The following is a 23,521-nucleotide window of genomic DNA, read 5'->3' as shown; positions in this document are numbered from 1 at the left end:
GGGGTCGTCAGCGTCGCGCCACCACCTGCAATTTCCCTGGCGCGTTAAGCAAACCGCCAAACCGTGGTGCGCTTCACTTCGGCATCCTCTAGGACCCGGGTCACCGGAACCTGGTAGACGGCGATCTCTTCGAGCCGCTGCTTGGGCAAATAGTGGCGGCCGGGGTCGCCGACGAGGACGGTCGCGCCGCGCTCAGCCAGCTTCTCGAACCACGGTATGAGCCGCAGTGCGAGGGGGCGGTCGTAGAAGACATCCCCGGCAAGCACGACATCCCAGCCATGGTCGCTATCGATCAGATCATCGAGCAGGAACTCGAGCGAAACGGCATTCGCCGTGGCATTGAGCGAGACCGCGGCGCGGCAGAACGGGTCGAGGTCGGCGGCAACCACCGGCCCTGCCCCAGCTTTCGCGGCTGCGATGCCGACCAAGCCGGAGCCGCAGGCGAAGTCGAGGGTCCGCCGGCCGTGAACGATCCCGGGATTGTCGAGGACGTAGCGCGCCAACCCTTGTCCGCCGGCCCAGGCGAAGGCCCAGAACGGCGGCGGCAGGCCGAGTTCGGCAAGTTCCTCCTCGGTTTTCAGCCACAGTTCATGCACCTCGTCGGCGAGATGAAGCACGATCTCCGGCACGTGCGGCGGGGCAATCAGCGCGGTGTTGGCGCGAATGAAGGCCTCCGCCCCCGCTAGAGCAGGATGACTTCCATTGCAGTCATTCATCCTGCTCTATCTCTTTATTTACGCATCGGAATAGTCCGAAACCCGCCGCGCACTTTGCGGCCCGATGCGCCAGTGTCAGATCCTGCCCGCCGCTCGGCAATGCTTTCTCACGGCGCCGGATCGACGCCGCCCATGCGGCAGACTTCCTTCCATTCGGCCAGCGTGACCGGCTGTACTGAAAGTCGGCTGAGCTTCACCAGCGCCATTTCGGAGAGCTTCGGATTGGACTTTATTTCATTAAGCGTGGGCGGGGTCGGAACGTCCCTCACCGCGCGGATGTCGACGCATTCCCAGCGCGGATCGTCCGTCGTCGAATCGGGATGCGCTGGCTTGCTGACCTCGACAATGCCGACGATGTTGAGCCCCTCGTTCGAATGATAGAAGAAGCCGAGGTCGCCAACCTTCATGGCGCGCATGTTGTTGCGCGCCGTGTAGTTGCGCACGCCGTCCCATTCCTGGCCGGCCCTGCCCTTCTTCTTGAGCATCTCCCAGGAGAAGGAATCCGGCTCCGACTTGAACAGCCAGTAATGCATCCATTCCTCCCGCTCAAATGCCTTCGGGCTTGTTGAAGGTCCAGTTCCATTGCCGGATTTCAGTCGAGGCGAAGAGGCCCGCCTTGGCGTAAGGGTCTTCTCCGAGGATCGCCTCTGCCGCCTTTTTGTCAGCCGCCTCGATCACAACGAGGCTGCCGGACGGCTTGCCCTCTTCATCCAGGAACGGACCGGCAATTTTCAGCGTGCCTTCGGCATTGAGTTTCTCCAGAAACGCGACATGCGCGGGTCGGGTGTCGATCCGGACCTGCAATGCACCCGGCTTGTCCTTACCCGTGAAAGCGAAAAGCATTTTTGGAAGTCTCCCATTTTGATTTAGCCAGCTAATCTTCTTCGCTGCGCAATGGCCGCGCCATCAACTCCGATACCGCCTCGCCGACCCTGAGCTCGCCGGCGAGCAGGCGGTCGACGGCGTTGATGATCGGCGCGTCGATACCGCGCTCCGCGGCGATCCGCGCAGCGATCGAAGCCGTCGCAACGCCCTCTGCGAGCGGCAGGTCAGCGAGCGAATCCCCGCGACCGAGAGCCAGCCCATAGGAAAAGTTGCGGGACTGCGGCGTGCTGCAGGTGAGCAGCAGGTCACCGAGGCCGGAAAGACCCATGATCGTCTCCGGCCGCGCACCGAAGCTCGCCGCCAGGCGGCGCAGCTCGACGAAGCCGCGCGTCACCATCGCAGCCTGTGCGCTGGCTCCGAGACTGGCTCCGATCACGGTGCCGGCGGCGATCGCCAGTACATTCTTCAGCGCGCCGCCGACCTCGACGCCGGTGAGATCATCCGTCGAATAGCAGCGGAAGTGTTCGGCCGAGAGTAGCCGGGCGAGCTCCGCTGCGCGTTCCTCGCCGGGAGCAGCAACCACCACGGCCGTCGGCAATCCCTTGGCGACATCGGTCGCGAAGCTCGGCCCGGACAGGGCCGCGATCCGGCGGCCCGGCAGCACCTCTTCGACGACCGCGGACAAAAGCTTGCCGGTCGAGCGCTCTATGCCCTTGGCACATAGAATGAGCGTCGCGTTCTCCATAACCTGACTGGCAACACGTGTAAGCACATCGCGCAGATGCTGCGCCGGCACTGCGGCAAGCACGTGATCCGCGCCATCCAGCGCCTCGCCGGGATCGTCCGTTGCCAGTATTCCGGGGTCGATCCTGATGCCGGGCAGGTAGCGTGCGTTCTCGCGGCCGTTGCGGATCGCCTCCACGCTCGCTGCATCGCGGGCCCATAGCAGCACCTCATGGCCCGCTCGGCGCGCCACGAGCGCGAGCGCCGTGCCCCAGGCGCCGCCGCCCAGAACGGTGATGCGGTTTCCAGTCATGCCTTGGCTCCGCGCCGGCCCGAGCCGACCAGCGGAGCCGCGGCCTCGTCGAGCGGCCAACGCGAGCGGGGCGAAAAATGCATGGCGTCGGGCTCGGCGAGCCCGGCGCTGATATGTTCGATAGCCGCCCAGGCGATCATTGCCGCATTGTCGGTGCACAGGTTGAGCGGCGGCGCGATGAAGGCGAACCCATGTCGGGCACAGAGCTGCTCCAGCGTCGCGCGGACCGCCGCATTGGCAGCAACGCCACCGGCCACGACCAGCGACGGCCGGGCCACATCCGGGAACTCCCCATGGAAGCGCACGAGGCTTCGGCCGACACGTTCCTCCAGCGTCTCGGCTATCGCTGCCTGGAAGGAGGCGCAGATATCGGCGATATCCTGCTCGCCGAGTGGCGCAATGGCGGTCGCAGCCTGGCGCACCGCCGTCTTCAGGCCGGAGAAGGAGAAGTCCGGCCGCGCCTCGCCTTTCATGGGCCGTGGGAAAACGAAGCGGTTCGCATCACCCTTCTTCGCCTCCTTCTCGACATTCGGCCCGCCAGGATAGGGCAAGCCGATCAGCTTGGCCGTCTTGTCGAAGGCTTCGCCCAAAGCATCGTCGATCGTGGTGGCCCAGCGCTCGTACCGGTCGACACCGCGCACCAGCACGATCTGCGTATGTCCGCCGGAAACCAGCAGCAGCAGATAGGGGAAGTCGATGCCGTCGGTCAGACGCGCGGTCAGTGCGTGCCCTTCGAGATGGTTGATTGCCTGCAGAGGCTTGCCGGCGGCCGCGGCGAGCGCCTTCGCGGTCATCAACCCGACAATCAGGCCACCGACCAGCCCGGGCCCACCGGTCGCGGCGACGGCGTCGATTTCCTCAAGGGCAATGCCGGCCTCGGAGAGTGCAGCCTCCACGATCCCGTCCAGCGCCTCGACATGGGCCCGCGCGGCGATCTCCGGCACCACGCCCCCAAAGGCTGCATGATCTTCGATCTGGCTCAGCACCACGTTGGAAAGGATCTGCGGACGACCGTCATCGAGCGCGACGACCGAGGCCGCCGTCTCGTCGCAACTCGTCTCGATGCCGAGCACCCTGATCATTTGCCGCGCCCGATCCATCATTGCCGGACCCGCGTTTCCCCATTAGGAGGAATCCGCTTGCCAGTGTCGCTTTAATTTCGAAGTTCGCCTGGCTTTGGTATCGGGCTCCGAGCGAACTTCGAAATCAAAACGACACCGGGACTAGAATTGGTGGCTAGTGTCCCAATTCTGAAATTCGCTCAGCGCCCTATATCCAACCCAGGCGAATTTCAGAATCGGGACACCAGCGCGCGGGTTAACACGGACAGAGCGCGATGCAAACAAGCGTCATCAGGATCGGTACCAGGGGCAGCGCGCTGGCGCTTGCCCAGGCGTCCGAGGCGCGGGCTCGCCTGATGGCTGCACACGGCCTGCCGGAGGAGGCTTTCGCGATCGAGGCCATCTCCACCAGTGGCGACCGCATCCAGGACAAGCCGTTGTCGACGGCAGGCGGCAAGGGCCTGTTCACCAAGGAACTCGAAGAGGCGCTTATCTCCGGCCGCATCGACCTTGCAGTGCATTCCTCCAAGGACATGCCGACGAAACTGCCGGACGGGCTGGAGCTATCTGCCTTCCTGCCGCGGGAGGATCCGCGCGATGCCTTCATCGGCCGTACTGCCAGGCGCATCGCCGACCTGCCGAATGGCGCCACGATCGGCTCTTCGTCGCTGCGACGTCAGGCGCTGCTCCTCTACATGCGCCCGGACCTCAAGGTCGTGCTGTTCCGCGGCAATGTGCACACTAGGCTGAGGAAGCTCGAAAGCGGCGAAGTGGACGGGACACTGCTTGCGTATGCAGGGCTGAAGCGGCTGTCGCTCGGCCACATCGTCTCCGACCTGATGTCGGTCGAGGAATTCCCGCCCGCGCCGGGCCAGGCAGCGATTTGCATCGAGACGCGCGTTGGCGACAACCGGATCGGTGAGATCGTCGCGCCGCTCAACCACGCCGACACGGCCGCGGCGCTGGCCTGCGAGCGGGCCTTCCTGGGCGCGCTGGATGGCTCATGCCGCACGCCGATCGCAGGTTATGCGCAGGTAGAGGGCGGGCGACTTTCCTTTTCCGGCACGATTCTGAGGCCGGACGGGCGCGAGGCGCATTCGGTCCGCAAGGAAGGACACGCCGCCGACGCGGCTGCAATCGGGGCAGCGGCCGGGGACGAGGCGCGCGCTAAAGCCGGGCCGGGCTTTTTCGAAGGCTGGACATGATGGGCGCTCGCGTGCTGGTGACCCGGCCGGAGCCTGGCGCCGCCCGCACGGCGGAGCGGCTCAGTGCGGCAGGCTGCGAGCCCGTCGTCCTTCCGCTCACCAAGGTCGCGCCGCTTCGCCAAAGCCGACCGACCGAGGAGTTCGATGCCGTGGCCGCATCCAGCGCCAATGCGTTGCGGCACGCCTATCCCGGGCTCATCCGGCTGCTCTTGGAAAAGCCATTCTTCGCGGTCGGCGTGGAAACTGCCGCAGCCGCGCGCGAAGCAGGTTTCGTCGACATACGCTGCGGCCAGGGCTCGGCGGAAGACATGGCTCGCGACATCATGCTCGGCGTCAGGGCGCCGGCCTCGGTCGCATATCTCTGCGGCCGCATCCGCCGTAACGTGCTCGAGGCCGAGCTGGACCGAGAAGGTGTGCGTGTCGTGCCGATCGAGACCTATCTCGCACATTCCCGCAAGCCGTCGCGACGGGAACTCGCTGCGCTCGACAGAGCTCCGATAGACGCCGCGCTGGCATATTCGTCGAATGCCGCCAAGGCGCTTGCCGGTCTTGTCGAACCCCGTCTCGGAACCGTTTTCCGAGACACGGCATTCATCGCGATTTCGGAACGCGTCGCGGAAAGGCTCAGGGCCGTCGCTCCCGGCAGGGTGAGCTCGGCCAGTTCACCTGACGAAGACGCGATGTTCACTCTTCTTTTTCGGGCAGGCCACGAGCCGGCCTCTTTTAGCGGCAATCACGCCTGACGCCGTCGCGAAGTTGCGGCAGCGCCCGGCTATCGATAGTTTCGAAAACGACCAGCGGAGCTCCTCATGGTAAAGCCGCCGAACATACGGCACTCGAAATCGCGCAAGGAGCCGATGACGATCGAGCTTGGCCCGGATGAGGTCTCGCGCATCGAAGAGCCGAAACGGACGGATTTTGCGCCAGGAACGGACGACCTTGCGGCACATACGACCTCGACCGAATCGTCCGTATACGAGGCGGAAGGAAAAGCCGAATCAGCCGTCGGTCAGTCGGCTACAAATGAAGCGCCGACGCCGGCCGAAGCTGCGGCTGGAACAGACGAGGAGGGAGGTGCGGCCGCTTCCGGCCGCACCGGTCAGCCGCCCCTTGAGGAAAACGCCAGTTTCATCGGCTCCGAATGGCCGCCCGAACCTGAAGCGGCGGATGCGCCGCCCGCGGAGGAACGTGTCAGCCATGCCTTCGGCCGCGATCCCGGCACGCCTCCGCCATCCGCTTCGACGCGCGTCGGCGGTGGAGAGGAGCCGATCAGGGCTCCGCAGCCGCCGCAGAGAAGGACCGTCCTGCCGGCCATCGCGGCAGGCGTCGTCGGCGGCGTCATAGCGCTGCTTGCTGCCGGCGGGCTGCAGCTTGCCGGCTTGCTGCCTTCGCCGGACGGCAGCGCTGCGGCACCGGCCGGGGAGAGCCAGGATGTCGCAGCGCTCAAGTCTGAGATGGCGACGCTCAGACAAGAGGTGGATGCTGTCAAAACCGGGTCCGGCGATACGGCCAATGTCGGCCGCTCGGTGACGGATCTGTCCAACGGCGTGACTGCGCTTTCTTCCTCGCTCGATCAGGTGAAGGCCGACATCACGCAGCTGAAGAGCGCTGGCGCGCAAGGTTCGGCAGGCGACGGCGCTGCGGTCGAGGCGCTGAGCCGCAAGATAGCCGAGCTGCAATCCTCCGTCGCCGCGCTCGGCGAGGCCCGGTCCGGCGTCACGCAGCAGACGATCGATGCCATCAACCAGAAGATCGCGGCAGTCGAGACGGCGCTCGCTTCGGCCACAAACACGGCCAAGGCCGGCGAAAGCCGGCTGGCGGCAATTGAGCAGAGCGTCACCAACCTATCCGGCCAGCTGACCAGCCTGTCCGATCAGGTATCCCGACAGGCGGCGCAGCCCAAGGTCGCGCTCATTATCGCCGGTGCGGCACTGAAATCGGCGATCGAGCGCGGCGGGCCGTTCACGTCTGAGGTCGAGACCTTCGCGGCCATCGCCCCCGGCTCGCCGGAGCTGCCGGCGCTGCGGGAGGCTGCAGCCAAGGGGGTTGAAAGCCGTGACGACCTCTTATCCGGCATGGACCAGGCAGGGAACGCCATGATTGTCGCGTCGGAGACGCCACCCGAAAATGCCGGCTTCTGGGACAGGCTGGTCGCGAGCGCGAAATCGCTGGTCAAAGTGCGCCCGATCGGCCCCGTGGAAGGCGACACGGTGGCGGCCAGGGTGGCGCGCATGGAAGTCGCGCTGAAGGGCGGCGACCTCGCCAAAGCGCTCTCGGAATACGACTCCCTGCCCGACGCGTCGAAGGCCGCAGGCCAGGCTTTTGCCGAACGAATCAAGGCGCGTGTCGCCGCAGAAGAACTGGTCGCCAAGGCGCTCGCCGACGCGATGAAGTCCGCGTGAGAGCGAGCCGGGCAGAATGATCCGTATTCTCCTCTTTCTAATCGTCGTCTTCGTGCTCGATCTGGGCTTCGCCTGGCTTGCCGACCGGCCCGGCGACATTGTCGTTACGTTCCAGGGTTACCAATACCAGGTCTCCCTGATGGTCGCGGCGACGATCGCCGTCGCCGCCATTGCCGCCGCAATGATTGTCTGGTGGTTGCTGAAGGCGGTGTGGACCAGCCCTTACACGATCTCGCGCTATTTCCGCGTGCGCCGCCGCGACCGCGGCTATCAGGCGCTGTCGACGGGCATGGTCGCTGCCGGAGCGGGCGATGGCGTGCTCGCTCGAAAGATGAACAAGGAAGCGGCAAAGCTTATCCGCTCCGAGACCGAGCCGCTGATCCAGCTTCTCGACGCCCAGTCTTCGCTGCTCGAAGGCGACCATGAAGCGGCGCGCAACAAGTTCGAGGCGATGCTGGACGACCCAGAGATGCGGCTGCTCGGCCTGCGTGGGCTCCATCTGGAGGCAGAGCGTCTCGGCGATCGGGCGGCGGCGCGCCACTATGCAGGACGCGCGGCCGAAATCGCGCCACATCTCGCCTGGGCGGCTAATGCGACCATCGAGGAGCGCGTCGCCGCAGGCGATTGGGATGGCGCGCTGAAGCTCGTCGACAGCCAGAAGTCGACACGGCAGATCGAGCGGGAGGCCGCAAACCGGCGCCGTGCCGTGCTGCTCACGGCCAAGGCACAGGCGCTGTTCGACACAGACGCCAACGCGGCCCGCGCAGCGGCGCTCGAAGCCGACAAGCTTTTGCCGGGCTTTGCGCCGGGGGCGATCGTCGCGGCCAAAGCGCTGCTCAAGCAGAACGACCTTCGCAAAGCCTCCAAGATCCTCGAAACGGCGTGGCGCTCCGACCCGCATCCCGATGTCGGCGCACTTTACGTGCATGCGCGCCCGGCCGATGCGCCCGGCGATCGGCTGGCGCGTGCCAAGAAGCTGCAGTCGATGCGCCAGAACAATGCCGAGTCCTCATTGCTTGTGGCGCGTGCCGCGCTCGAAGCCGGCGACACCAGGCTGGCGCGCAGCGAGGCGGAATCGGCGATCCGCATGGCGCCGCGCGAGGCGGCTTATTTGCTGCTTGCCGACATAGAGGAGGCTGAGAGCGGCGATCAGGGCCGCATCCGGCAGTACCTCTCCCGTGCCGTGCGTGCCCCGCGCGACCCGGCCTGGGTTGCAGACGGCATCGTCTCAGACAAATGGGCACCGATCTCTCCGGTCACCGGCAGGCTCGACGCATTCGAGTGGCGTGCGCCTGTGGAGCGGCTCGGTACGCTGATCGAGCAGGACGATGACCTGGCTCGGAACGCGCTGCTGCCGGTGGGTATCGCTGAGGAGAGCGACGCCGAGACTGCCGTTGTGCTGGACGCCGCGGAGCTGAAGGTCGAGCCGTCCGCTCCCGCTGAAGAGAAACCGCTCGAGCCGGGTGCAAATCCGGCACCTCAGCCCGCCCCGAATGCTGTGAAGACCAATGTGCAGCATGAGGCGGCGGACAACGAGGACAGCACGCCACACCAGCCGGACGACCCCGGCGTCGACCGCAAGGGGGCGGAAAGCCACGAAGGACGGCGTTTCCGGTTGTTCTGACAGGCGAAAAACCAATATGACACACATGAAAGCTGCAACGAGCCGATACCGGACCTGGCCGATGCTCGATCGCCTGATCTCTTTCCTGAAGAACCTTCCCGAGGCAGGGAGCAGTCGCCGCCTTCCATCGGCCGAGGATCCGCGCGTCGCAGCGGCGGCACTGATGTTCCATGTCGTCAATGCCGACGGCGTGCTGCAGGACGTCGAGAAGGCGAAGCTGCGCTCTGTCCTGTCGGAGGCCTATTCGGTCACAGGCGGGGAGCTCGATGCGCTGATCGCCGCTGGCGAGGAAGCCGACCGCGAAGCGATCGACCTCTATGCCTTCACGCGCGTCCTGAAGCGCCATCTCGATGCCGACCAGCGCCTGCAGTTCATCGGGCTGTTGTGGACCATGGCCTATGCTGACGGCCGCGCGGACGAGCTCGAGGACAACACGGTCTGGCGGATCGCCGAGCTGATCGGCGTCGACAGCCGCGACCGCATCGCGGCGCGCCAGCACATCAAGGCTAGCATCGCCGGCGCCGCCGATGGCCCCGGTGTCAACGAATGAGGAAGGCGCGGTGAAGACGCTCGCCCGACCGAAAATCCTGGTTGTCTTGCATCAGGAGCGGTCGAGCCCCGGCCGCGTCGGTCATCTCCTCATCGAGTCCGGCTTTGAACTCGACATCAGGCGGCCGCCGCTCGGCGACTTATTGCCCGAAACGCTGGCCGACCATGCCGGCGCGGTCATCTTCGGCGGACCGATGAGCGCCAATGACAAGGACGAGTTCGTCAAGCGCGAAACCGAGTGGCTCGCCGTGCCGCTCAGAGAGAATCGGCCTTTCCTCGGCATCTGCCTCGGCGCGCAGATGCTCGCCAATCACCTCGGCGGCAAGGTGGAGGGCCATGGCGACGGGCTAGTCGAGATCGGCTGGTATCCGCTCGACGCCACGGAGGAAGGCAAGGCGCTGATGCACTGGCCGGAAATGGTCTACCAATTCCATCGCGAAGGCTTCTCCCTGCCCTCCGGTGCGACGCTGCTCGCGACAGCCGAAACCTATCCCAACCAAGCCTTTCGCTATGGCGAGAACGCGTTCGGCATCCAGTTCCATGCAGAGCTGACCGCGCTGATGATGCATCGCTGGGTAGTGCACGGATCGCACCGCTTCGAGCTGCCCGGCGCACAGCCCGGCCGCGATCATCTGGGAGGCCGCCTGATCTGGGACATGCATCTCAAGCGCTGGCTGGTCGAGTTCCTCGACCTGATCTTCGGAAAGCCGGCGAAGCGTCTTTCGACCCGGCAACTCGCCGAATCATGATCTGGACGGATACCGTTGCGGCAACTCATAATGAGGGCGGCAGCAGTGGACAGGCGCGCAGCGGAGGCGTGACCTGCAACGGAGAGGTTTATCAAGGTGCCCGCGTTCCTCAGGGATCTGGCGAGTGGGGAAGTGCATACGCTCGACGATTTCACACTGATCGGGCGCGGTGAGGGCGTGACCCTTCGCCTTAGCGACGCCGGCATCTCGCGCCAGCACGCTACCATCAGACGCGAGAACCTCGACTACTGGCTGGTCGATCTCGGCAGTGTCAACGGCAGCTTCGTCAACGATATGGCGCTCACCGCGCCGCGCGTGCTGCGCCATGGCGACCGCCTGCAGCTCGGCAGCTCGGTGCTGGTCTTTCTGCAGAGCGGCAGGGTGCCGGCTTCCGAGCCTCCCGCAATCGAGCGGACCGAGATTTCCATCCCGCGGCAGGGTCCACTTGCCAGCCAGGCCGTCACCTTGCTCGTCGCCGACCTGCGCGACTTCACCCGTATCGGCAGGGAGCTGAGCCCGGAACAAGTTGCGTCTCTGCTGCGCGAATGGTACGCGGACTGCCAGTTGATCCTGAGGCGGCATGGAGCCTCGATCGACAAATTCATCGGCGACTGTGTGTTCGCCTACTGGCATGGCATCGACGTGGAAACGCGCGCGAAGGCCCTCGTCGCCGCGGAGGATATGCGCAAGGTCGAGGTCGAGCCGGGCTCGCCGACGCGCATCCTCCTCAAAGCGAGGCATGGCATCGCGCTCGATTGTCGCATCGGACTGCATGTCGGGACCGTCGCGCTCGGCCCGATGGGGAAGGGGATCAGCACGGCGCTTGGCGACGCCGTCAATTTCGTGTTCCGCGTCGAGACGTTGACGCGCACGGTCGATCAGCCGGTGCTGGTCAGCGCCGCCTTCGTCGAAGGCTGGGAGCAAGGCGGCCGCCGTTTCCAGTCATGCGGCCGTCATCCCGTGAAGGGCATCGCCGAGCCGATCGAGGTCTTCGCGCCACACATGTGGGGTGGGTCGACGGCCTAGCCATTCATTGCCATTCTCGGCGGCACGGCCCCGACGGACGCGTCTGTGATGGCGGGCATTCCTGCCACGGCCGCCAGCAAATCGGTCTGCGTGACCAGGCCCAGAACCTTCCGCCCGGCGTCAACAATAACGACGGCATGAGTGCGGCCATCGGTCAGCACCGGCAGGAGGGCAAGCGCCTCATCCTGAGGGAAGGCCTCGGCCGCCGGCGCTATCGAGCGTTCGATGCTCAAGTCAGCCAGCGCCAGGTCGCGCAACCCTACAATCCCCGCCAGCCGGCCTGCTTCATCCACCACCGGCAAGGTCCTGATATTGTGGCGAAGCAGCAGAGCTCGGGCTTCGGTGGTTTGCGCGTCCTTGCTCACCGAAACGACATCCCTCGACATGACGTCTGAACAGAGGAGTGGTCCGCGACTTCGAATCCCCGCCTGGAACGCAACCTCACGCAGCAGTCGGTCGAGATCGCCTCGATCGATATCGAAGGTTTCGCCAAGCGTCGAAAGCGCGGCGTCAACATCCGCCTCCCGAAAGCCCACCCGCAACTGCGACGGCACATCGGCGGTGAGATGCGTGTTGACCGGCGCCGGCGCGGCGAAATGCGGATATTGACGCCGGGCAAGATTGTGGAAGCCGATTCCCATTGCGACCAGGACCGCAGCGTTGAGCGCCACAGGCGCGAACGGGAACAAAAACCCAAGGCTCGCAACCGACTGGCCTCCGATCACGGCCGTCAGTGCGGCCGCGCCGCCTGGCGGATGCAGCGATCGCGTGAACGACATCGCGGCTATTGCCAGCGAAACCGCAAGCGCGGCAGCGAGCAAGGGCTCTCCGACAAGCTTGGCAACCATCACGCCAACCAGAGCGGAAATGGCGTTGCCGCCGATTACCGGCCAGGGCTGGGCAAGCGGACTTGCGGGGATCGCAAACACCAGCACCGCCGAGGCTCCCATCGGTGCAACAATCATCGGCAGATGGGAATCGTTGCCAAACAGATATCGGCAGACAAGAGCGGTGAACCCGATTCCGAGCAATGCCCCGAAGCAGGCGACAAGCCTCTCACGCAGCGTTGCTCCGGCAAGGATCGGGACGAATAACCGGTCGATCCACCGAGACGGTATCGCTCCGTGAGGTTTTGGTCGCTTGGACAAGATGGTTGCGGAGGCTCAAAGGAACAATGAAGAACGACGCTTCTGAAATGAAACAACCGGCGAAGAAAGGCTCGCTCGGTTCTTTTTCCGCGACCCTATTGGAAAGTTTTTCCCGCCAAGCATGGCTGCGCCGGGCCAGCCGGCGCCTCCCCTTACCGTCGTGATCGACCGCTGGAAATCGGTCACGCCCTGCTGTTCAGGTGACGGACCTTGCGGAGCTCAGGGAAAAGCCAAGCCCAGAGCCCCGCGACAGCCACCGCGCCGACGCCGCCGAACACGACGGCCGGCATCGTGCCGATCCCGGCAGCCATCATGCCGGCGCGGAATTCGCCGACCTCGTTGGAGGCGCCCACGAAAACCTGGTTCACGGCATTGACCCGCCCGCGCAGCTCATCCGGCGTCCACAGCTGGATCAGAGTCTCGCGGACATAGACGCTCACCATGTCGGCCGCACCCATCAAGGCTAGCATCGCAATCGACAGCCACGGGAATGTCGAGACCCCGAAGACGGTGGTGAGCGAGCCCCACACGACGACGGCGATGAGCATCATCAGCCCGGCATGGTCGCGGATCGGGCGTCGGGCGAGCCACAGCGCCACGAAGATCGCGCCGACGCTGGGCGCGGCGCGAAGCATGCCGAGCCCCCAAGGGCCGAGCTCGAGGATGTCGCGAGCATAGACCGGCAGCAGCGCCGTGGCGCCCGAGAGCAGCACGGCAAAGAGATCCAGCGAGATCGCGCCGAGCACGACTTTCTCTCGCCGGATATAGCCGAAGCCTGCGAACAGCGTGTCCAGCGTCGGTTTCTCAGTCGCGGTGCGCTGTTCGGGCTTCGGGATCGACAGAACGAGCAGCCCGGCGATCAGCATCAGAAGCGCGGCGGCCCCATACGCGGCCCCTGCAGCCACACCGTAGAGCAGGCCGCCCGCGACAGGGCCGACGATCGTCGCGGTCTGCCAGGCCGAGGAATTCCAGGCCACTGCATTCGCAAAGTCCTTGGCCGGCACGAGATTGGCGACGAGCGAGGACGACGCCGGCCCGAAGAAGGCGCGGGCCGTGCCGAAAACGACGAGCACGACGAAGATCGGCAGCGGCCCGGAAAGGCCGCGGAAAGCAAGCGCGAAAAGCGCCAGAGCGCAGAGCGCCTCGAGGAAGGAGGCGAGCCCCATGATCAGCCGCCGTCCGAAGCGGTCGGAGACGGCCCCAGTCACCAGCACCAGAAGAAGCGAAGGGATGAACTGGATCACGCCGACCAGGCCCAGATCGAACGGACTGCGGGTGAGGTCATAAACCTGCCAACCCACCGCAACGGAGACGATCTGCGCCGCGAAGGTCGTCAGGAACCGCGCCGCCCAGAAGCGCAGGAACGCGCCATGGCGGAACGCGGCGTAGTGGTTCTGGGATGTGGCCTCGATATCGGCGGTCATGATTGGGTGCCCCGTTGGAATGGCGCTGGCCGGCGGGGCACTCCCACGGTGGGCGCTGGTCCGGTCGGCAGGTTCTTAGCCGATTTGGCGGCGCGATGCGTTCGAAAAACCCGCGTTGGGTGAGAAAATCATTATCCATTCGACGCCGAACGCGCCTGAAATCTACTCCCTTACCGGCTGCAGGATCGTGGAGATGCCGTCAACCTCCGGGTAGGCGACATATGCGTCATCCGGGGTTGTGAAGCGCACACGCGTCTTGCGCGTCGCATCGACAAGGTCGATGCCCCAGCCCTGCATCAGCCGCCAGGCGGTAATCTCATCCATGATCGGGAAGACCTTAGCGCAGGCCGGATCGACATCGATGACCGAACCGCCGATCGTAGGCTCGTCCTGCAGCACCACGTTGCAGCTCTTGTCGCCGGATTCGTCGACGATCACCCAGGGCCCATACATGTCCTTCAGCAAGTCGGGATCGACGCCCGTCGTATCCATCGGGACGAGATCGTCCTGCGCGAGAGCCGATAAAGGCATCGCGAGTGGGGCCGCCAGCAGGAGGCCGAAGAGAGCGCGGGCAATCATGATCTTACCACCAGGCAATGGTGCGCGCGCAACCTAGCGATGCAGGCTAGGTTGTAAAGGGCCGAAGCTCATATCGGAGCAGGGCACCGGGCACGTTGCAGGCTGGCTTTTGGAAAATCCCGCTGGTGGAGCTGAGGGGGATCGAACCCCTGACCTCATCATTGCGAACGATGCGCTCTCCCAGCTGAGCTACAGCCCCGTTCAGCGGATGGCGGGCATTTAGTGTTCGCCGCCGGTCCCTGTCAAGCGAAGCGAAGACCCTTGCAGCGGGTGGCACAGTGCCGAAGGCTGCTGGCGCCGCAGGCTTGCCCGCTTCGTGCTCAATGGGTACATGTCGCCGGACCGAAGGAGACCCTCATGCTTGCGCTCATCCAGACCATCGTGCTTGCGCTGGACATCTATTGGTGGCTGTTGATCGCGGCAGCGATCTTCTCCTGGCTCTATGCGTTCAACGTCGTGAATTCGCGCAACCAGGTGGTCGGGATGGTCGGCGACTTCCTGTACCGGGTCACCGAGCCAGCGCTGAGGCCGATCCGTCGCGTGCTGCCCGATCTCGGCGGCATCGACATTTCGCCCATCATCCTGCTGCTGATCATCTTCTTTGTGCGCCAATTCATCCTCACCACCCTGGCGCCGGCGGTCCTCTGAACGGCTATGCCTGGTGGGCATTTCCGGCTTGCCAGGAACGGCGTCGAGCTGTTCGTGCGCCTCACTCCACGTGCCGCGAAGGACGAGATCGGGAGCGTCGAGACGGCCGCCGACGGTCGCGAGCATCTGGCCGCACGCGTGCGCGCTCTTCCCGATAAAGGCAAGGCGAACGACGCCTTGGAAAGGCTTGTCGCCGGGTGGCTTGAAGTGCCGCGCTCGACGGTCAGCGTCAGCGCCGGCGCAACGCAGCGATTGAAGACGCTGCGGATTTCGGGCGATCCGGAGACGATCGCTGCGCGGCTTCGCGAGCTCGCCGGCTAGAGCGGGGTGCGTTTAAATTGAACCGCCACGCCGCTCTATCTCTTTGTTTAAGCATCGAATTCGACCGAAAACCGCTAGGCACTTTTCGCTGACGCGGTCCTTCGGTTCGGTCCGATGCTCTAGGTTCCATTAAAATAACCGGCTAGTCTCCTCCGAAATTCGGAGGGAGGCCACGATGCGCGTTTTGATGACAGGGCTGATGTTTTTGGGCCTGGTGCACGCCGCGGGCGCCGAAGAGGTCACCAGCGTTTACACCGAAATCAACGTCGAGAAGGACTGCACGATCGCAGATTCCGACGAAGGCGACGGCATGTTCACCGACTTCGTCTGCAATGGCTATGGCGGCTATCCGGTCCTCATCTATGCGGATGATGCGCGGGAGACGGTCTATTACGGTTTCCCGAAAGCGGGCAAACGCGCGTGGGAGAGCTTCTCCGCCTTCAATTCCAGCGGACCAAAGGTCGAATGGCGCATCGCCAAGAACGGCGACCGAACAATTCCTTTCGCCACCATCCATCGCTGGTCGGTCAGCGATGACCCAGACAATCCGGACAAGAAGACGGAGGTGCTCGTCGTCGCCAAGGTAGGCCAGGTCGAGGAACAGGACGGCTGCGCCGTAGGTCTCGTGCTTGCAACCGGCAATCCTCAGGCCAACGACACGGCGCGCAAAATCGCCGACGAGCAGGCACGCGGCTTCCAGTGCGGCGGCGATGAGCGCGTCCTGGTTGGCGAGCCCATGCCGGCATTCCTGCGTCAGGAGAATTGATGAGAATTGCCGGGCGGAGAGTCCGAGGACAGTAAGCTGCCCCCTGCTCCTACCCTTATCCCTTCTTCGCGCGTTCGATCGCCTCGCGAATCATGTTCCTGGCATAGTCCGCATCGTGCCAGCCGCCGATCTTCACCCATTTGCCGGGCTCCAGATCCTTGTAGTGCTCGAAGAAATGGGTGACCTGCTCGAGCGTGATCGCCGGCAGGTCCGTGTAGTTGAGCACTTTCTCATAGCGCTTGGTGAGGTGCGGCGACGGTACGGCGATCACCTTCTCGTCCTCGCCGGCATTGTCTTCCATGATCAGCACGCCGATCGGCCGCACATTGATCACGCAGCCGGGCACGAGCGCGCGCGTGTTGCAGACCAGCACATCGATCGGGTCGCCGTCGCCTGAAAGCGTATGTGGCACGAAGCCGTAATTGCCGGGGTAGCGCATCGACGTATAAAGGAAGCGGTCGACGATCAGCGTGCCAGCCTTCTTGTCGAGCTCGTATTTGATGGGCTCGCCCCCGACCGGGACTTCGATGATGACGTTCACGTCTTCCGGCGGATTCTTGCCGATCTCAATCGCGTCGATTCGCATGCAACTGGCCCTCTCGTTTTGTAGGGCGAGCGAATAGCTTTCCAGCCGGCGCCAGGCAACCCGCCATGCCGACCAATGTGAGAGCGTGCTGATTTAGCGCATCGGACCGAAAAGTGAGAAGCGGTTTTCGGAAAATCCGATGCGTAGAACAAGAGATAATCGCAGTGCGGAGGGATCAGTCCCAGACGAAGGCAACCTTGCGCAATGCCTTCTGGTCGAAGACCTCGACCCCCTCCGCGATGTCGCGGCCGCCGGCACCGGCATAGAAGGAGATTGCGTTCGTGTTCTCTTCGAGCGCCCAGACCACGAGCCCGCGCAGGCCATGCGCCTTGAGCCGGCCGCGCGCTTCCGTAAACAAGCGAGTGCCGAGCCCGATTCCCTGGCACTCGGGCCGCAGATAGAGTTCGTAGATCTCGCCTTCCTGCTTCAATTCACGAGCGCGGTTGCGGCCGATCGTGGCATAGCCGGCGATCTTGCCGCCGACCTCGATGACGAGCACCGTCGCCGCACGGCGAATCGCATTGGCCCACCACTGGGCGCCGCGGCGGTTGATCATCGCGTTCAGCGCGCGATAGGGAATGATGCCGGTATAAGCGTATTGCCATGCGTCGTGATGCACTTCCGAGATCGCGATCGCATCACTCTGGTCAGCCCTGCGGATATCAACGGCAAGTATGGTCATAGTTCATTAACCATAGCGGCAGCGGTCCGGCGTGCCAATAGCAGCTGCCTCAGGCGCGGCGATTGCGCACAGACTGCTGCCACCGACAAGCCTAGCACGTCCGGGATCTGGCGAAGAGTGCTGGCGGATCAAATCTCGACGACGTGATCGTCGAGCTCGTTCACGTCCCCGGCCGCCACCGGAAAATGTTCGGCAAGCAGCGCGCCGACCGCGCCGATCGCTTCGACGAAGCCCTCGGCGATGCGGTCGTCACGTGCATGGTCGATCAGGCCGGCGACAACCGAATCCCAGGTCTGCTGCGGAACTTTGGCGTCGATACCGGCGTCCGCCAGCACCTCCGCATAGCGCTCGGCGAGCGAGACGAACAGCAGCACGCCGGTGCGAGCAGCCGTCATGTGGATGTTGCGGCCGAGGAACTGCTTCATCGCGTTCTCGTGCGCATGGCCGTAGCGATGGGAAAGCGGCACGAGATGGATGCGGAGTGCCGGGAAGAGCGCAAGCGCGATGAGAGCGCAGGCGATGGTGATGAGCTGCACGGCCACCAGAGTCACCGGCTTCAGCTCGTACCACCAGAGGTCCAGCAGATAGGCGACGGGAAGGCTGAGGATGACGATCGCCAGCGTAACCATGAAGGCGGCGTGGAAGAAGTAGCCGGCGCTGGAACGGGCCACGACGCAGAAGATCTCGCCCGAGGTCCTCGCCTCCGCAGCCCGGACGGCCTCAGCGATGCGAGCGTGTTCTTCCGGTGTCATCGTGCGCGCCATGCTCACCAGCTCCCCGAGGCTCCGCCGCCTCCGGACGAACCGCCTCCACCGGAAAATCCACCGCCCGAGCCGGAGGACCAGCCGGATCCGCCCGAAGACCATCCGCCGCCTCCCGTGGGCCAGCCGCCCCCCGACCTGCGCGAGCCGCCGGTCTGGAAATCCATCCCCAGCCAGCGGTAGCGGCCGGGGCCGATCTTGCGGCCGAATATCGGCGGCAGCACCGCCATCGCGAAGCCGCCGAAGAAAAGGGTCGCCCAGACGAGCATGAAGAGAATGGGCACATAGTCGTCCACCGACCAGCTGCTCTGCTCCTCCGCGTTGCGCCTGCCGCGTGCTTCCAGCTCGGCTGCATTGCCCTCGAGCACCATAATGATGTCGTCGACCGCTCGGCTGATGCCGCCGGAGAAGTCGCCGGCGCGAAACGCCGGCACCATCGTGTTCTCGATGATCAGCTTCGTATGCAGGTCGGTCAGCGTCCCTTCGAGCCCGTAGCCGACCTCGATGCGCATCTTGCGGTCACTCTTTGCGACAAGCAGCAGCACGCCGTTGTTCTCGCCTGCCTGGCCGAGGCCCCAGGCCCGGAACAGCCGATTGGCGTAGTCCTCGAGCGGCTCGCCGTCGAGCGAATCGACAGTGGCGACGACGATCTGGTCGGAGCCCTTTTTCTGGAAGTCTTCCAGCTTTTTCACGAGCGCCGCCTTGGTCGCCGGGTCGATCATGCCAGCATTGTCGACCACCCGTCCGGTAAGTTTCGGCAGCTCCGCGGCAAAGGCGGAGAGGGGGAGGAGTGCGAGGATGATAGTTAAGAATAATGAGAGGGCAGTGCGAGGCGCCCCCCTCTGTCCTGCCGGACATCTCCCCCGCAAGGGGGGAGATTGGACGGCCGCTTTGATTTCGCCAACCGGCAACGTTGGAGATTGGCGAAACCCAAAATGACAGCCGATCTCCCCGCTTGCGGGGGAGATGGCCGGCAGGCCAGAGGGGGGCGCGAAGGTCGAAAACCTCTGCATATCCTGCGAAACCGACGTTGCCTGCGATCCGCCCGCGCCACTCAGCCCTTCGACGTCCCGAAATTGACCGTCGGCACCTGCATCTTGTCGTCAGGAATGGTGAATGTCTGGTAGGGCTCGTTGTTGGTGAACCACAAGGTCGCCCACAGTACCGACGGGAACGTCCTCAGCGTCAAATTGTACTCGCGCACCGCCTCGATATAGTCGCGGCGAGCGACCGCGATGCGGTTCTCGGTTCCTTCGAGCTGCGCCTGCAGCGCCAGGAAATTCTGGTTCGCCTTGAGGTCCGGGTAGTTCTCAACGACGGCAAGCAGCCGCGACAGCGAGTTGGTGAGGCCTGCCTGGCTGTCCTGGAACGCCTTGAAGGCGTTGGGGTCCGACAGCGTCTGCGGTGAGACCGTCACCTGCGTCGCCTTGGCACGTGCCTCGACCACCGCCTGCAGCGTGTCCCTTTCGTGGCTCGCATAGCCCTTTACGGTTTCGACGAGGTTGGGGATCAGGTCCGCGCGGCGCTGATACTGGTTGAGCACCTCGCTCCAGGCGGCTTTCGCCTTCTCCTCCGCTGTGGGGATGGTGTTGTACCCGCAGCTCGCAAGGAGTGGCAGAAAAAGAACCAAGAGCAGGAAGGCACGAAGGTCACGAACCGCAAAAAAGCGTGTAGGCGCGGCAGCTTGCATCTGTGTCTCCTCGATCAGCGGCGGTCGCGCCATAGCTGTAGCACAAACGCTGGCGGAAGGAATGACGGCTCGGCCGGCGCAACGCTGCACGTGAAGCTCGGTCTGGAACCCTGATCAGTTTGCTGATATCGCGCTGTGACCGACGCGCCGAAAAACGCTATCATGAGCGCAAAGGGATTTACGCATGGCTGCTGACGCCGGGCATGGTGACCGTTCTGCGGAATCGCAGCGGATTCTCGAGCGCGTCGCGCGCGATTCGAGCTTGTTCGGCCGGACCACCGGGTTCGCCCGCGACCACTTCGCTGCAGCCGATGCCGACCAGAACGACTGGATCGAGGTGTGGGGCACGCGGATCGGCCGCACGCTCGGCATCCTCATTGTGTGCGTGCTGATTTTCTGGGCGGTGAGCCTTTTCGTCGCCGGGGCCTGATCTCATTGACCACTACAGATTCGCCCCGCGCGGTGATCGTCGTTTCAAGCCATGTCGCGCGCGGCACGGTGGGCAACCGCGCCGTAGTCTTCGCGTTGGAAACGCTCGGCCATCCGGTATGGGCCGTCCCCACCGTGATCCTGCCGTGGCACCCGGGCCATGGCCGGGCAACGCGCATCGTGCCCGAGCCCAACAAGTTCGCCGCTCTGATGGAGGACCTGGAGAACGCGCCCTGGCTCGGCGAAGTCGGCGCAGTGCTTTCCGGCTATCTCGGCGATGCGGGCCAGGTCAACGCCGTCGCCTCGCTGGTCGGAGCCGTGAGAGCGAAGAACCCCAGGGCGCTTTACGTCTGCGACCCGGTCATGGGCGATTCGGGCGGGCTTTACATACCGGGCGAAACCGCGGCGGCGATACGCGACGTGCTCATGCCCGTCGCCAATATCGCAACTCCCAACCGCTTCGAGCTCGAATGGATGAGCGGCGCCAAGCTTGACGATCTCAAGGCGGTCATGGCGGCGGCGCTCGATGCCGGGCCGCACACGATGCTGGTCACGTCGGCTCCGGCGATGCTCGCCGGTAGCACAGGCAACCTGCTGCTCACCCCGTCCGAGGCGCTGCTTGCGGAGCATCGCATCATCGAAAGGCCGCCCAACGGCCTTGGCGACCTGACCGCCGCCGTCTATCTCGCGCGGCTGCTCGCCGGCCAGCCAGTCGCCAAGGCGCTGCAGTCCACCACCGCGGCGGTGTTCGAGATACTTGCGCGCACGGCCAAGCGCGGCGGCGACGAATTGCAGCTCGAGACCGATGCCGGGAGCCTGTCGCACCCGATGGCCATGGTGCAGCTGCGCCATCTGCAGCACCCCGGCAGGGACCGCCGCGCTTGAATGCACTGGAATCGGTAGGGCGGACGATAGCCGGGGCGGATGGCTGCAAGGCTGGGTGGATCGCGGTTGTCCGCCATCCCGGCAACGCGCCCGAGGTTGGCGTCTTTCCGGCCTTCACGGCGCTGGTCGACAGTTTGCCCGACAACGCCATCATCGCCGTCGACATGCCGATCGGCCTGCCCGATTTCACCTCTCGTGGCGGACGCGGGCCCGAGGTGCTGGTCCGCGCCTTCCTTGGCGAGCGCCAGTCAAGCGTCTTCTCGATCCCCTCGCGGGCGGCGGTGCACGCCTTCTCGGAGTCCTTCACGACGGTCGAGCGCTGGTACGAGGGCCACCGCATCGCCAGCGAGGTGGCGCGCGCGACGTCCGATCCGCCGCGCGGCGTATCCATCCAGGCCTTCGGCATCTTCTCCAAGATCCGCGAGATCGATGCGCTGCTGATTACCCGCCCCGAGCTGCGTGCTCGGGTGATCGAATCGCATCCCGAAGTCGCGTTCTGGCGACTCAATGGCGAAGCGGCGATGCGTTTGCCAAAGAAGCTGAAGGGGCTGATCAATCCGCCGGGAATGGCGGAGCGACGAGCGCTTCTCGCCGGCCTCGGGCTTGCACCCGAGTTTCTGGGCGCGCTCCCGCCGCGCGGCGCCGCCTCGGACGACTTTCTGGACGCGTCGGCCTTGCTCTTCGTTGCCGCGCGGCTTGCGCGCGGCGAAGCGCGACCGTTCCCGGACCCGCCCGGCGCTGACGGCCACGGCATACCGGTGGCGATATGGGCCTGAATTAAGGCAATAGGGCAGTAGGGCAGTAAGGCAGTAGGGGGATAAGAGGCCTCAAAGGGCGCTTGCACGTGGCGCTAGGCAGGATTCTTTTTCCTACTGCCCTACTGCCCTACTCCCCTGGCGAAGCGGAGCATTGATCCCCACGCGGCTTTGCGTTAGCTGCAGAGGCATGGTCCGCCTCCCCGAGAAACTGCTTGCCGGCTACCGCAGCTTCATGGCCGGGAAATTCGCCGACGAGACTGCGCGCTATCGCTCGCTCGCCCGTGACGGTCAGGCGCCCGAGACGATGGTGATCGCCTGCTGCGACTCGCGCTCGGCACCCGAAACTATCTTCGATGCCGGGCCGGGCGAGCTGTTCGTGCTGCGCAACGTCGCCAACCTCGTGCCACCCTATGCGCCGGACGGCGAGTACCACTCGACCTCCGCCGCGCTCGAGTTCGCGGTGCAAAGCCTCAAGGTGCGGAACATCGTCGTCATGGGGCATGGCCGCTGCGGCGGCATACGCGCCGCGCTGACCCCAGGCGGGCCGCCGCTTTCGCCGGGCGACTTCATCGGCAAATGGATGAGCCTCGTCGAGCCCGCGGCACAAGCGGTCCAGGGCAACACGATGATGACGGCCGGCGAGCGGCAGACCGCTCTCGAGCGCATCTCGATACGCTTCTCCATCGCCAATCTCAGGACCTTCCCCTGCGTGAAGATTCTCGAAGAGAAGGGTCGGATTTCGCTCTTTGGCGCCTGGTTCGACATCTCAACCGGCGAACTCTGGGTCATGGACCCCGCGACAGGAGACTTTGTCCGCCCGGACCTGGACTAAGGTGTGCGGACATTCGCGTGACGCCGGCCGGCAAATGGCAGTTTCCGGTGCCCAAGTAGCTGCATGTACGCTCCGCTCCGGTCCTCGGAAGCCGCCATTTTGTCGCCTTGCGCCATCTTCGATTCCGGCTCGGCCTGATGCCAATCTCCACACACCGTAGCGCATCTAAACTAGCTCAAATGGTGGCGCAGCATGAGACGCAGTTCCTCCAGAACGCCGTCCCGTAGCTTTCGCTCGCCCAGCAGCGATAAGGGAATGCGCATGAGTTGCGGCACGATGATTGCCAACCGCTCTGCTTGCTCGCCCGGCAAGGGCGGGTCCGCCTTGGCAAAAAGGGCTGCAATCTGCTCGCGGCGCCGTGCACGCACACTTCGCAGCCAGGCGTCGTCGCCGGGCAGGTCCAAGACAGCGGAATAGGCGGGACGATCCGCCAGAAAGCTGCCGAGCACCGAAAACAGGGCATCGGCGATCTCGGTGGGCGCCCTGCCAACAGAACGTTCCGCGAGCGCATCGAGTTCGGCCGAAAGATGATCGGCATGCTCTTTCAGAATGGCTTGCGCCAGTGCCTCCTTGGTCGGAAAGAACAGGTAGAGCGTGCCGATCGCCGCACCCGCACGCGCCGCGATCTCTGTCATCGTGGTGCCGGCGAAGCCCTTTTCTACGAACAGTTCGGCGCCGGCCGCCATCAAAGCGGCCACGCGCATGCGGCCCCTTTCACGCTGAGGCGTGCGCGCCTTCAACAGATTGCTACTTGCTTTATCCGAGGCCATCCTCATATAGCCTAACTGAGGCTATCCTCATATATGTCTTTCCCCTTCG

The 23,521-nt window shown here is 64.7% G+C and carries 28 protein-coding genes and 1 tRNA gene; 14 read left to right on the top strand and 15 right to left on the bottom strand.

All coding sequences use genetic code 11. The annotated features are described in order from the left end of the window. Window positions 1-44: 44 nt before the first annotated feature. From SAZ10_RS10155 to tsaD, 5 genes are all read right to left on the bottom strand, one after another. Window positions 45-716 (bottom strand): methyltransferase, encoded by a 672-nt coding sequence (locus tag SAZ10_RS10155; RefSeq protein ID WP_318609078.1) that lies wholly within the window; start codon window positions 714-716, stop codon window positions 45-47. A gap of 107 nt (window positions 717-823) precedes the next feature. Then, window positions 824-1,249, bottom strand: coding sequence for an EVE domain-containing protein (locus tag SAZ10_RS10150; protein ID WP_318609077.1), 426 nt, complete (start codon window positions 1,247-1,249; stop codon window positions 824-826). Window positions 1,250-1,262: 13 nt separating this feature from the next. Beyond that, on the bottom strand, window positions 1,263-1,559 hold the full coding sequence (locus SAZ10_RS10145) for a YciI-like protein (protein WP_318609076.1): 297 nt from the start codon (window positions 1,557-1,559) through the stop codon (window positions 1,263-1,265). A 31-nt stretch (window positions 1,560-1,590) separates the two neighbouring features. Further along, window positions 1,591-2,577: an NAD(P)H-dependent glycerol-3-phosphate dehydrogenase gene (locus tag SAZ10_RS10140; RefSeq protein ID WP_318609075.1), complete on the bottom strand. Its 987-nt coding sequence runs from the start codon at window positions 2,575-2,577 to the stop codon at window positions 1,591-1,593. Further along, window positions 2,574-3,656, bottom strand: a complete 1,083-nt coding sequence (tsaD, locus tag SAZ10_RS10135; protein ID WP_318609140.1) for a tRNA (adenosine(37)-N6)-threonylcarbamoyltransferase complex transferase subunit TsaD — start codon at window positions 3,654-3,656, stop codon at window positions 2,574-2,576. The genes SAZ10_RS10140 and tsaD overlap by 4 nt, the downstream gene beginning before the upstream one ends. Before the next feature lie 257 nt (window positions 3,657-3,913). Here tsaD and hemC point away from each other — a divergent pair, with 257 nt between their 5' ends. The 7 genes from hemC (at window position 3,914) to SAZ10_RS10100 (ending at window position 11,193) form a co-directional block, all read left to right on the top strand. Then, entirely contained in the window at window positions 3,914-4,843 is a 930-nt protein-coding gene (hemC, locus tag SAZ10_RS10130; protein WP_318609074.1) for a hydroxymethylbilane synthase, read from the top strand. After that, the gene (locus tag SAZ10_RS10125) at window positions 4,840-5,586 is read left to right on the top strand and encodes a uroporphyrinogen-III synthase (protein WP_318609073.1); all 747 of its coding nucleotides are present in this window, start codon (window positions 4,840-4,842) and stop codon (window positions 5,584-5,586) included. The genes hemC and SAZ10_RS10125 overlap by 4 nt, the downstream gene beginning before the upstream one ends. A 66-nt stretch (window positions 5,587-5,652) precedes the next feature. Next, a complete protein-coding gene (locus tag SAZ10_RS10120; protein ID WP_318609072.1) occupies window positions 5,653-7,245 on the top strand; it encodes a phage tail protein in 1,593 nt (530 codons plus the stop codon). Window positions 7,246-7,261: 16 nt separating this feature from the next. Further along, window positions 7,262-8,869 carry a heme biosynthesis protein HemY gene (locus SAZ10_RS10115; protein WP_318609071.1) on the top strand — a complete coding sequence of 536 codons (1,608 nt, stop codon included), beginning with the start codon at window positions 7,262-7,264 and terminating at the stop codon, window positions 8,867-8,869. 61 nt (window positions 8,870-8,930) lie between these two features. Further along, a complete protein-coding gene (locus SAZ10_RS10110; RefSeq protein WP_318609139.1) occupies window positions 8,931-9,419 on the top strand; it encodes a TerB family tellurite resistance protein in 489 nt (162 codons plus the stop codon). Beyond that, a complete protein-coding gene (locus SAZ10_RS10105; protein WP_318609070.1) occupies window positions 9,397-10,167 on the top strand; it encodes a glutamine amidotransferase in 771 nt (256 codons plus the stop codon). The genes SAZ10_RS10110 and SAZ10_RS10105 overlap by 23 nt, the downstream gene beginning before the upstream one ends. Window positions 10,168-10,263: 96 nt before the next feature. After that, window positions 10,264-11,193 (top strand): adenylate/guanylate cyclase domain-containing protein, encoded by a 930-nt coding sequence (locus SAZ10_RS10100; protein ID WP_318609069.1) that lies wholly within the window; start codon window positions 10,264-10,266, stop codon window positions 11,191-11,193. Here SAZ10_RS10100 and SAZ10_RS10095 read toward each other — a convergent pair. The 4 genes from SAZ10_RS10095 to SAZ10_RS10080 form a co-directional block, all read right to left on the bottom strand. After that, window positions 11,190-12,158: an HPP family protein gene (locus tag SAZ10_RS10095; RefSeq protein ID WP_318609068.1), complete on the bottom strand. Its 969-nt coding sequence runs from the start codon at window positions 12,156-12,158 to the stop codon at window positions 11,190-11,192. The genes SAZ10_RS10100 and SAZ10_RS10095 overlap by 4 nt on opposite strands. Before the next feature lie 365 nt (window positions 12,159-12,523). Then, window positions 12,524-13,765, bottom strand: a complete 1,242-nt coding sequence (locus tag SAZ10_RS10090; protein ID WP_318609067.1) for an MFS transporter — start codon at window positions 13,763-13,765, stop codon at window positions 12,524-12,526. 162 nt (window positions 13,766-13,927) lie between these two features. After that, window positions 13,928-14,344: an AprI/Inh family metalloprotease inhibitor gene (locus SAZ10_RS10085; protein ID WP_318609066.1), complete on the bottom strand. Its 417-nt coding sequence runs from the start codon at window positions 14,342-14,344 to the stop codon at window positions 13,928-13,930. A 123-nt stretch (window positions 14,345-14,467) separates the two neighbouring features. Beyond that, window positions 14,468-14,543, bottom strand: a tRNA-Ala gene (locus SAZ10_RS10080). A 158-nt stretch (window positions 14,544-14,701) separates the two neighbouring features. Between SAZ10_RS10080 and SAZ10_RS10075 the strand changes: the two genes are divergently transcribed. The 3 genes from SAZ10_RS10075 to SAZ10_RS10065 all read left to right on the top strand — a co-directional run bounded on the left by SAZ10_RS10075 (window position 14,702) and on the right by SAZ10_RS10065 (window position 16,079). Further along, on the top strand, window positions 14,702-14,992 hold the full coding sequence (locus tag SAZ10_RS10075; RefSeq protein ID WP_318609065.1) for a YggT family protein: 291 nt from the start codon (window positions 14,702-14,704) through the stop codon (window positions 14,990-14,992). Between the two features lie 6 nt (window positions 14,993-14,998). Continuing rightward, window positions 14,999-15,313, top strand: a complete 315-nt coding sequence (locus tag SAZ10_RS10070; protein ID WP_318609064.1) for a DUF167 family protein — start codon at window positions 14,999-15,001, stop codon at window positions 15,311-15,313. A 175-nt stretch (window positions 15,314-15,488) separates the two neighbouring features. After that, window positions 15,489-16,079 carry a hypothetical protein gene (locus SAZ10_RS10065; protein WP_318609063.1) on the top strand — a complete coding sequence of 197 codons (591 nt, stop codon included), beginning with the start codon at window positions 15,489-15,491 and terminating at the stop codon, window positions 16,077-16,079. Between the two features lie 55 nt (window positions 16,080-16,134). On the opposite strand, the gene ppa is transcribed toward SAZ10_RS10065, so the two are convergent. From ppa to SAZ10_RS10040, 5 genes are all read right to left on the bottom strand, one after another. Continuing rightward, window positions 16,135-16,665, bottom strand: coding sequence for an inorganic diphosphatase (ppa, locus tag SAZ10_RS10060; RefSeq protein WP_318609062.1), 531 nt, complete (start codon window positions 16,663-16,665; stop codon window positions 16,135-16,137). Window positions 16,666-16,840: 175 nt separating this feature from the next. Then, complete coding sequence (locus SAZ10_RS10055) at window positions 16,841-17,347, bottom strand: GNAT family N-acetyltransferase (protein WP_318609061.1); 507 nt, start codon at window positions 17,345-17,347, stop codon at window positions 16,841-16,843. Window positions 17,348-17,475: 128 nt separating this feature from the next. Continuing rightward, on the bottom strand, window positions 17,476-18,111 hold the full coding sequence (locus tag SAZ10_RS10050) for a TPM domain-containing protein (RefSeq protein WP_318609060.1): 636 nt from the start codon (window positions 18,109-18,111) through the stop codon (window positions 17,476-17,478). Between the two features lie 2 nt (window positions 18,112-18,113). Continuing rightward, window positions 18,114-18,977 (bottom strand): TPM domain-containing protein, encoded by an 864-nt coding sequence (locus tag SAZ10_RS10045; RefSeq protein WP_412535185.1) that lies wholly within the window; start codon window positions 18,975-18,977, stop codon window positions 18,114-18,116. A 185-nt stretch (window positions 18,978-19,162) separates the two neighbouring features. Next, window positions 19,163-19,798, bottom strand: a complete 636-nt coding sequence (locus tag SAZ10_RS10040; protein ID WP_318609059.1) for a LemA family protein — start codon at window positions 19,796-19,798, stop codon at window positions 19,163-19,165. 184 nt (window positions 19,799-19,982) lie between these two features. Here SAZ10_RS10040 and SAZ10_RS10035 point away from each other — a divergent pair, with 184 nt between their 5' ends. From SAZ10_RS10035 to SAZ10_RS10020, 4 genes are all read left to right on the top strand, one after another. Then, window positions 19,983-20,228 carry a hypothetical protein gene (locus SAZ10_RS10035; RefSeq protein ID WP_318609058.1) on the top strand — a complete coding sequence of 82 codons (246 nt, stop codon included), beginning with the start codon at window positions 19,983-19,985 and terminating at the stop codon, window positions 20,226-20,228. Continuing rightward, window positions 20,228-21,112, top strand: a complete 885-nt coding sequence (pdxY, locus tag SAZ10_RS10030; RefSeq protein WP_318609137.1) for a pyridoxal kinase PdxY — start codon at window positions 20,228-20,230, stop codon at window positions 21,110-21,112. The genes SAZ10_RS10035 and pdxY overlap by 1 nt, the downstream gene beginning before the upstream one ends. 5 nt (window positions 21,113-21,117) lie before the next feature. After that, the gene (locus SAZ10_RS10025; RefSeq protein WP_318609136.1) at window positions 21,118-21,888 is read left to right on the top strand and encodes a DUF429 domain-containing protein; all 771 of its coding nucleotides are present in this window, start codon (window positions 21,118-21,120) and stop codon (window positions 21,886-21,888) included. 169 nt (window positions 21,889-22,057) lie between these two features. Continuing rightward, window positions 22,058-22,702: a carbonic anhydrase gene (locus SAZ10_RS10020; protein WP_318609057.1), complete on the top strand. Its 645-nt coding sequence runs from the start codon at window positions 22,058-22,060 to the stop codon at window positions 22,700-22,702. A 170-nt stretch (window positions 22,703-22,872) separates the two neighbouring features. On the opposite strand, the gene SAZ10_RS10015 is transcribed toward SAZ10_RS10020, so the two are convergent. Then, window positions 22,873-23,388 (bottom strand): TetR/AcrR family transcriptional regulator, encoded by a 516-nt coding sequence (locus SAZ10_RS10015; protein ID WP_318609056.1) that lies wholly within the window; start codon window positions 23,386-23,388, stop codon window positions 22,873-22,875. Window positions 23,389-23,521 lie beyond the last annotated feature (133 nt).

Origin of the sequence: Mesorhizobium sp. BAC0120, from assembly GCF_033542235.1 — a bacterium.
GTDB lineage: Bacteria > Pseudomonadota > Alphaproteobacteria > Rhizobiales > Rhizobiaceae > JAWRCU01.
This window is presented reverse-complemented; position numbering and strand designations above follow the sequence as displayed.

Bases quoted from the DNA above. Each gene is read 5' to 3' on its own strand.
- SAZ10_RS10155 (WP_318609078.1), bottom strand. From the start codon at position 716: ATGAATGACTGCAATGGAAGTCATCCTGCTCTAGCGGGGGCGGAGGCC.
- SAZ10_RS10150 (WP_318609077.1), bottom strand. From the start codon at position 1,249: ATGCATTACTGGCTGTTCAAGTCGGAGCCGGATTCCTTCTCCTGGGAG.
- SAZ10_RS10145 (WP_318609076.1), bottom strand. From the start codon at position 1,559: ATGCTTTTCGCTTTCACGGGTAAGGACAAGCCGGGTGCATTGCAGGTC.
- SAZ10_RS10140 (WP_318609075.1), bottom strand. From the start codon at position 2,577: ATGACTGGAAACCGCATCACCGTTCTGGGCGGCGGCGCCTGGGGCACG.
- hemC (WP_318609074.1), top strand. From the start codon at position 3,914: ATGCAAACAAGCGTCATCAGGATCGGTACCAGGGGCAGCGCGCTGGCG.
- SAZ10_RS10125 (WP_318609073.1), top strand. From the start codon at position 4,840: ATGATGGGCGCTCGCGTGCTGGTGACCCGGCCGGAGCCTGGCGCCGCC.
- SAZ10_RS10120 (WP_318609072.1), top strand. From the start codon at position 5,653: ATGGTAAAGCCGCCGAACATACGGCACTCGAAATCGCGCAAGGAGCCG.
- SAZ10_RS10115 (WP_318609071.1), top strand. From the start codon at position 7,262: ATGATCCGTATTCTCCTCTTTCTAATCGTCGTCTTCGTGCTCGATCTG.
- SAZ10_RS10110 (WP_318609139.1), top strand. From the start codon at position 8,931: ATGCTCGATCGCCTGATCTCTTTCCTGAAGAACCTTCCCGAGGCAGGG.
- SAZ10_RS10105 (WP_318609070.1), top strand. From the start codon at position 9,397: ATGGCCCCGGTGTCAACGAATGAGGAAGGCGCGGTGAAGACGCTCGCC.
- SAZ10_RS10095 (WP_318609068.1), bottom strand. From the start codon at position 12,158: ATGATTGTTGCACCGATGGGAGCCTCGGCGGTGCTGGTGTTTGCGATC.
- SAZ10_RS10090 (WP_318609067.1), bottom strand. From the start codon at position 13,765: ATGACCGCCGATATCGAGGCCACATCCCAGAACCACTACGCCGCGTTC.
- SAZ10_RS10085 (WP_318609066.1), bottom strand. From the start codon at position 14,344: ATGATTGCCCGCGCTCTCTTCGGCCTCCTGCTGGCGGCCCCACTCGCG.
- SAZ10_RS10075 (WP_318609065.1), top strand. From the start codon at position 14,702: ATGCTTGCGCTCATCCAGACCATCGTGCTTGCGCTGGACATCTATTGG.
- SAZ10_RS10070 (WP_318609064.1), top strand. From the start codon at position 14,999: ATGCCTGGTGGGCATTTCCGGCTTGCCAGGAACGGCGTCGAGCTGTTC.
- SAZ10_RS10065 (WP_318609063.1), top strand. From the start codon at position 15,489: ATGCGCGTTTTGATGACAGGGCTGATGTTTTTGGGCCTGGTGCACGCC.
- ppa (WP_318609062.1), bottom strand. From the start codon at position 16,665: ATGCGAATCGACGCGATTGAGATCGGCAAGAATCCGCCGGAAGACGTG.
- SAZ10_RS10055 (WP_318609061.1), bottom strand. From the start codon at position 17,347: ATGACCATACTTGCCGTTGATATCCGCAGGGCTGACCAGAGTGATGCG.
- SAZ10_RS10050 (WP_318609060.1), bottom strand. From the start codon at position 18,111: ATGGCGCGCACGATGACACCGGAAGAACACGCTCGCATCGCTGAGGCC.
- SAZ10_RS10040 (WP_318609059.1), bottom strand. From the start codon at position 19,798: ATGCAAGCTGCCGCGCCTACACGCTTTTTTGCGGTTCGTGACCTTCGT.
- SAZ10_RS10035 (WP_318609058.1), top strand. From the start codon at position 19,983: ATGGCTGCTGACGCCGGGCATGGTGACCGTTCTGCGGAATCGCAGCGG.
- SAZ10_RS10020 (WP_318609057.1), top strand. From the start codon at position 22,058: ATGGTCCGCCTCCCCGAGAAACTGCTTGCCGGCTACCGCAGCTTCATG.
- SAZ10_RS10015 (WP_318609056.1), bottom strand. From the start codon at position 23,388: ATGGCGGCCGGCGCCGAACTGTTCGTAGAAAAGGGCTTCGCCGGCACC.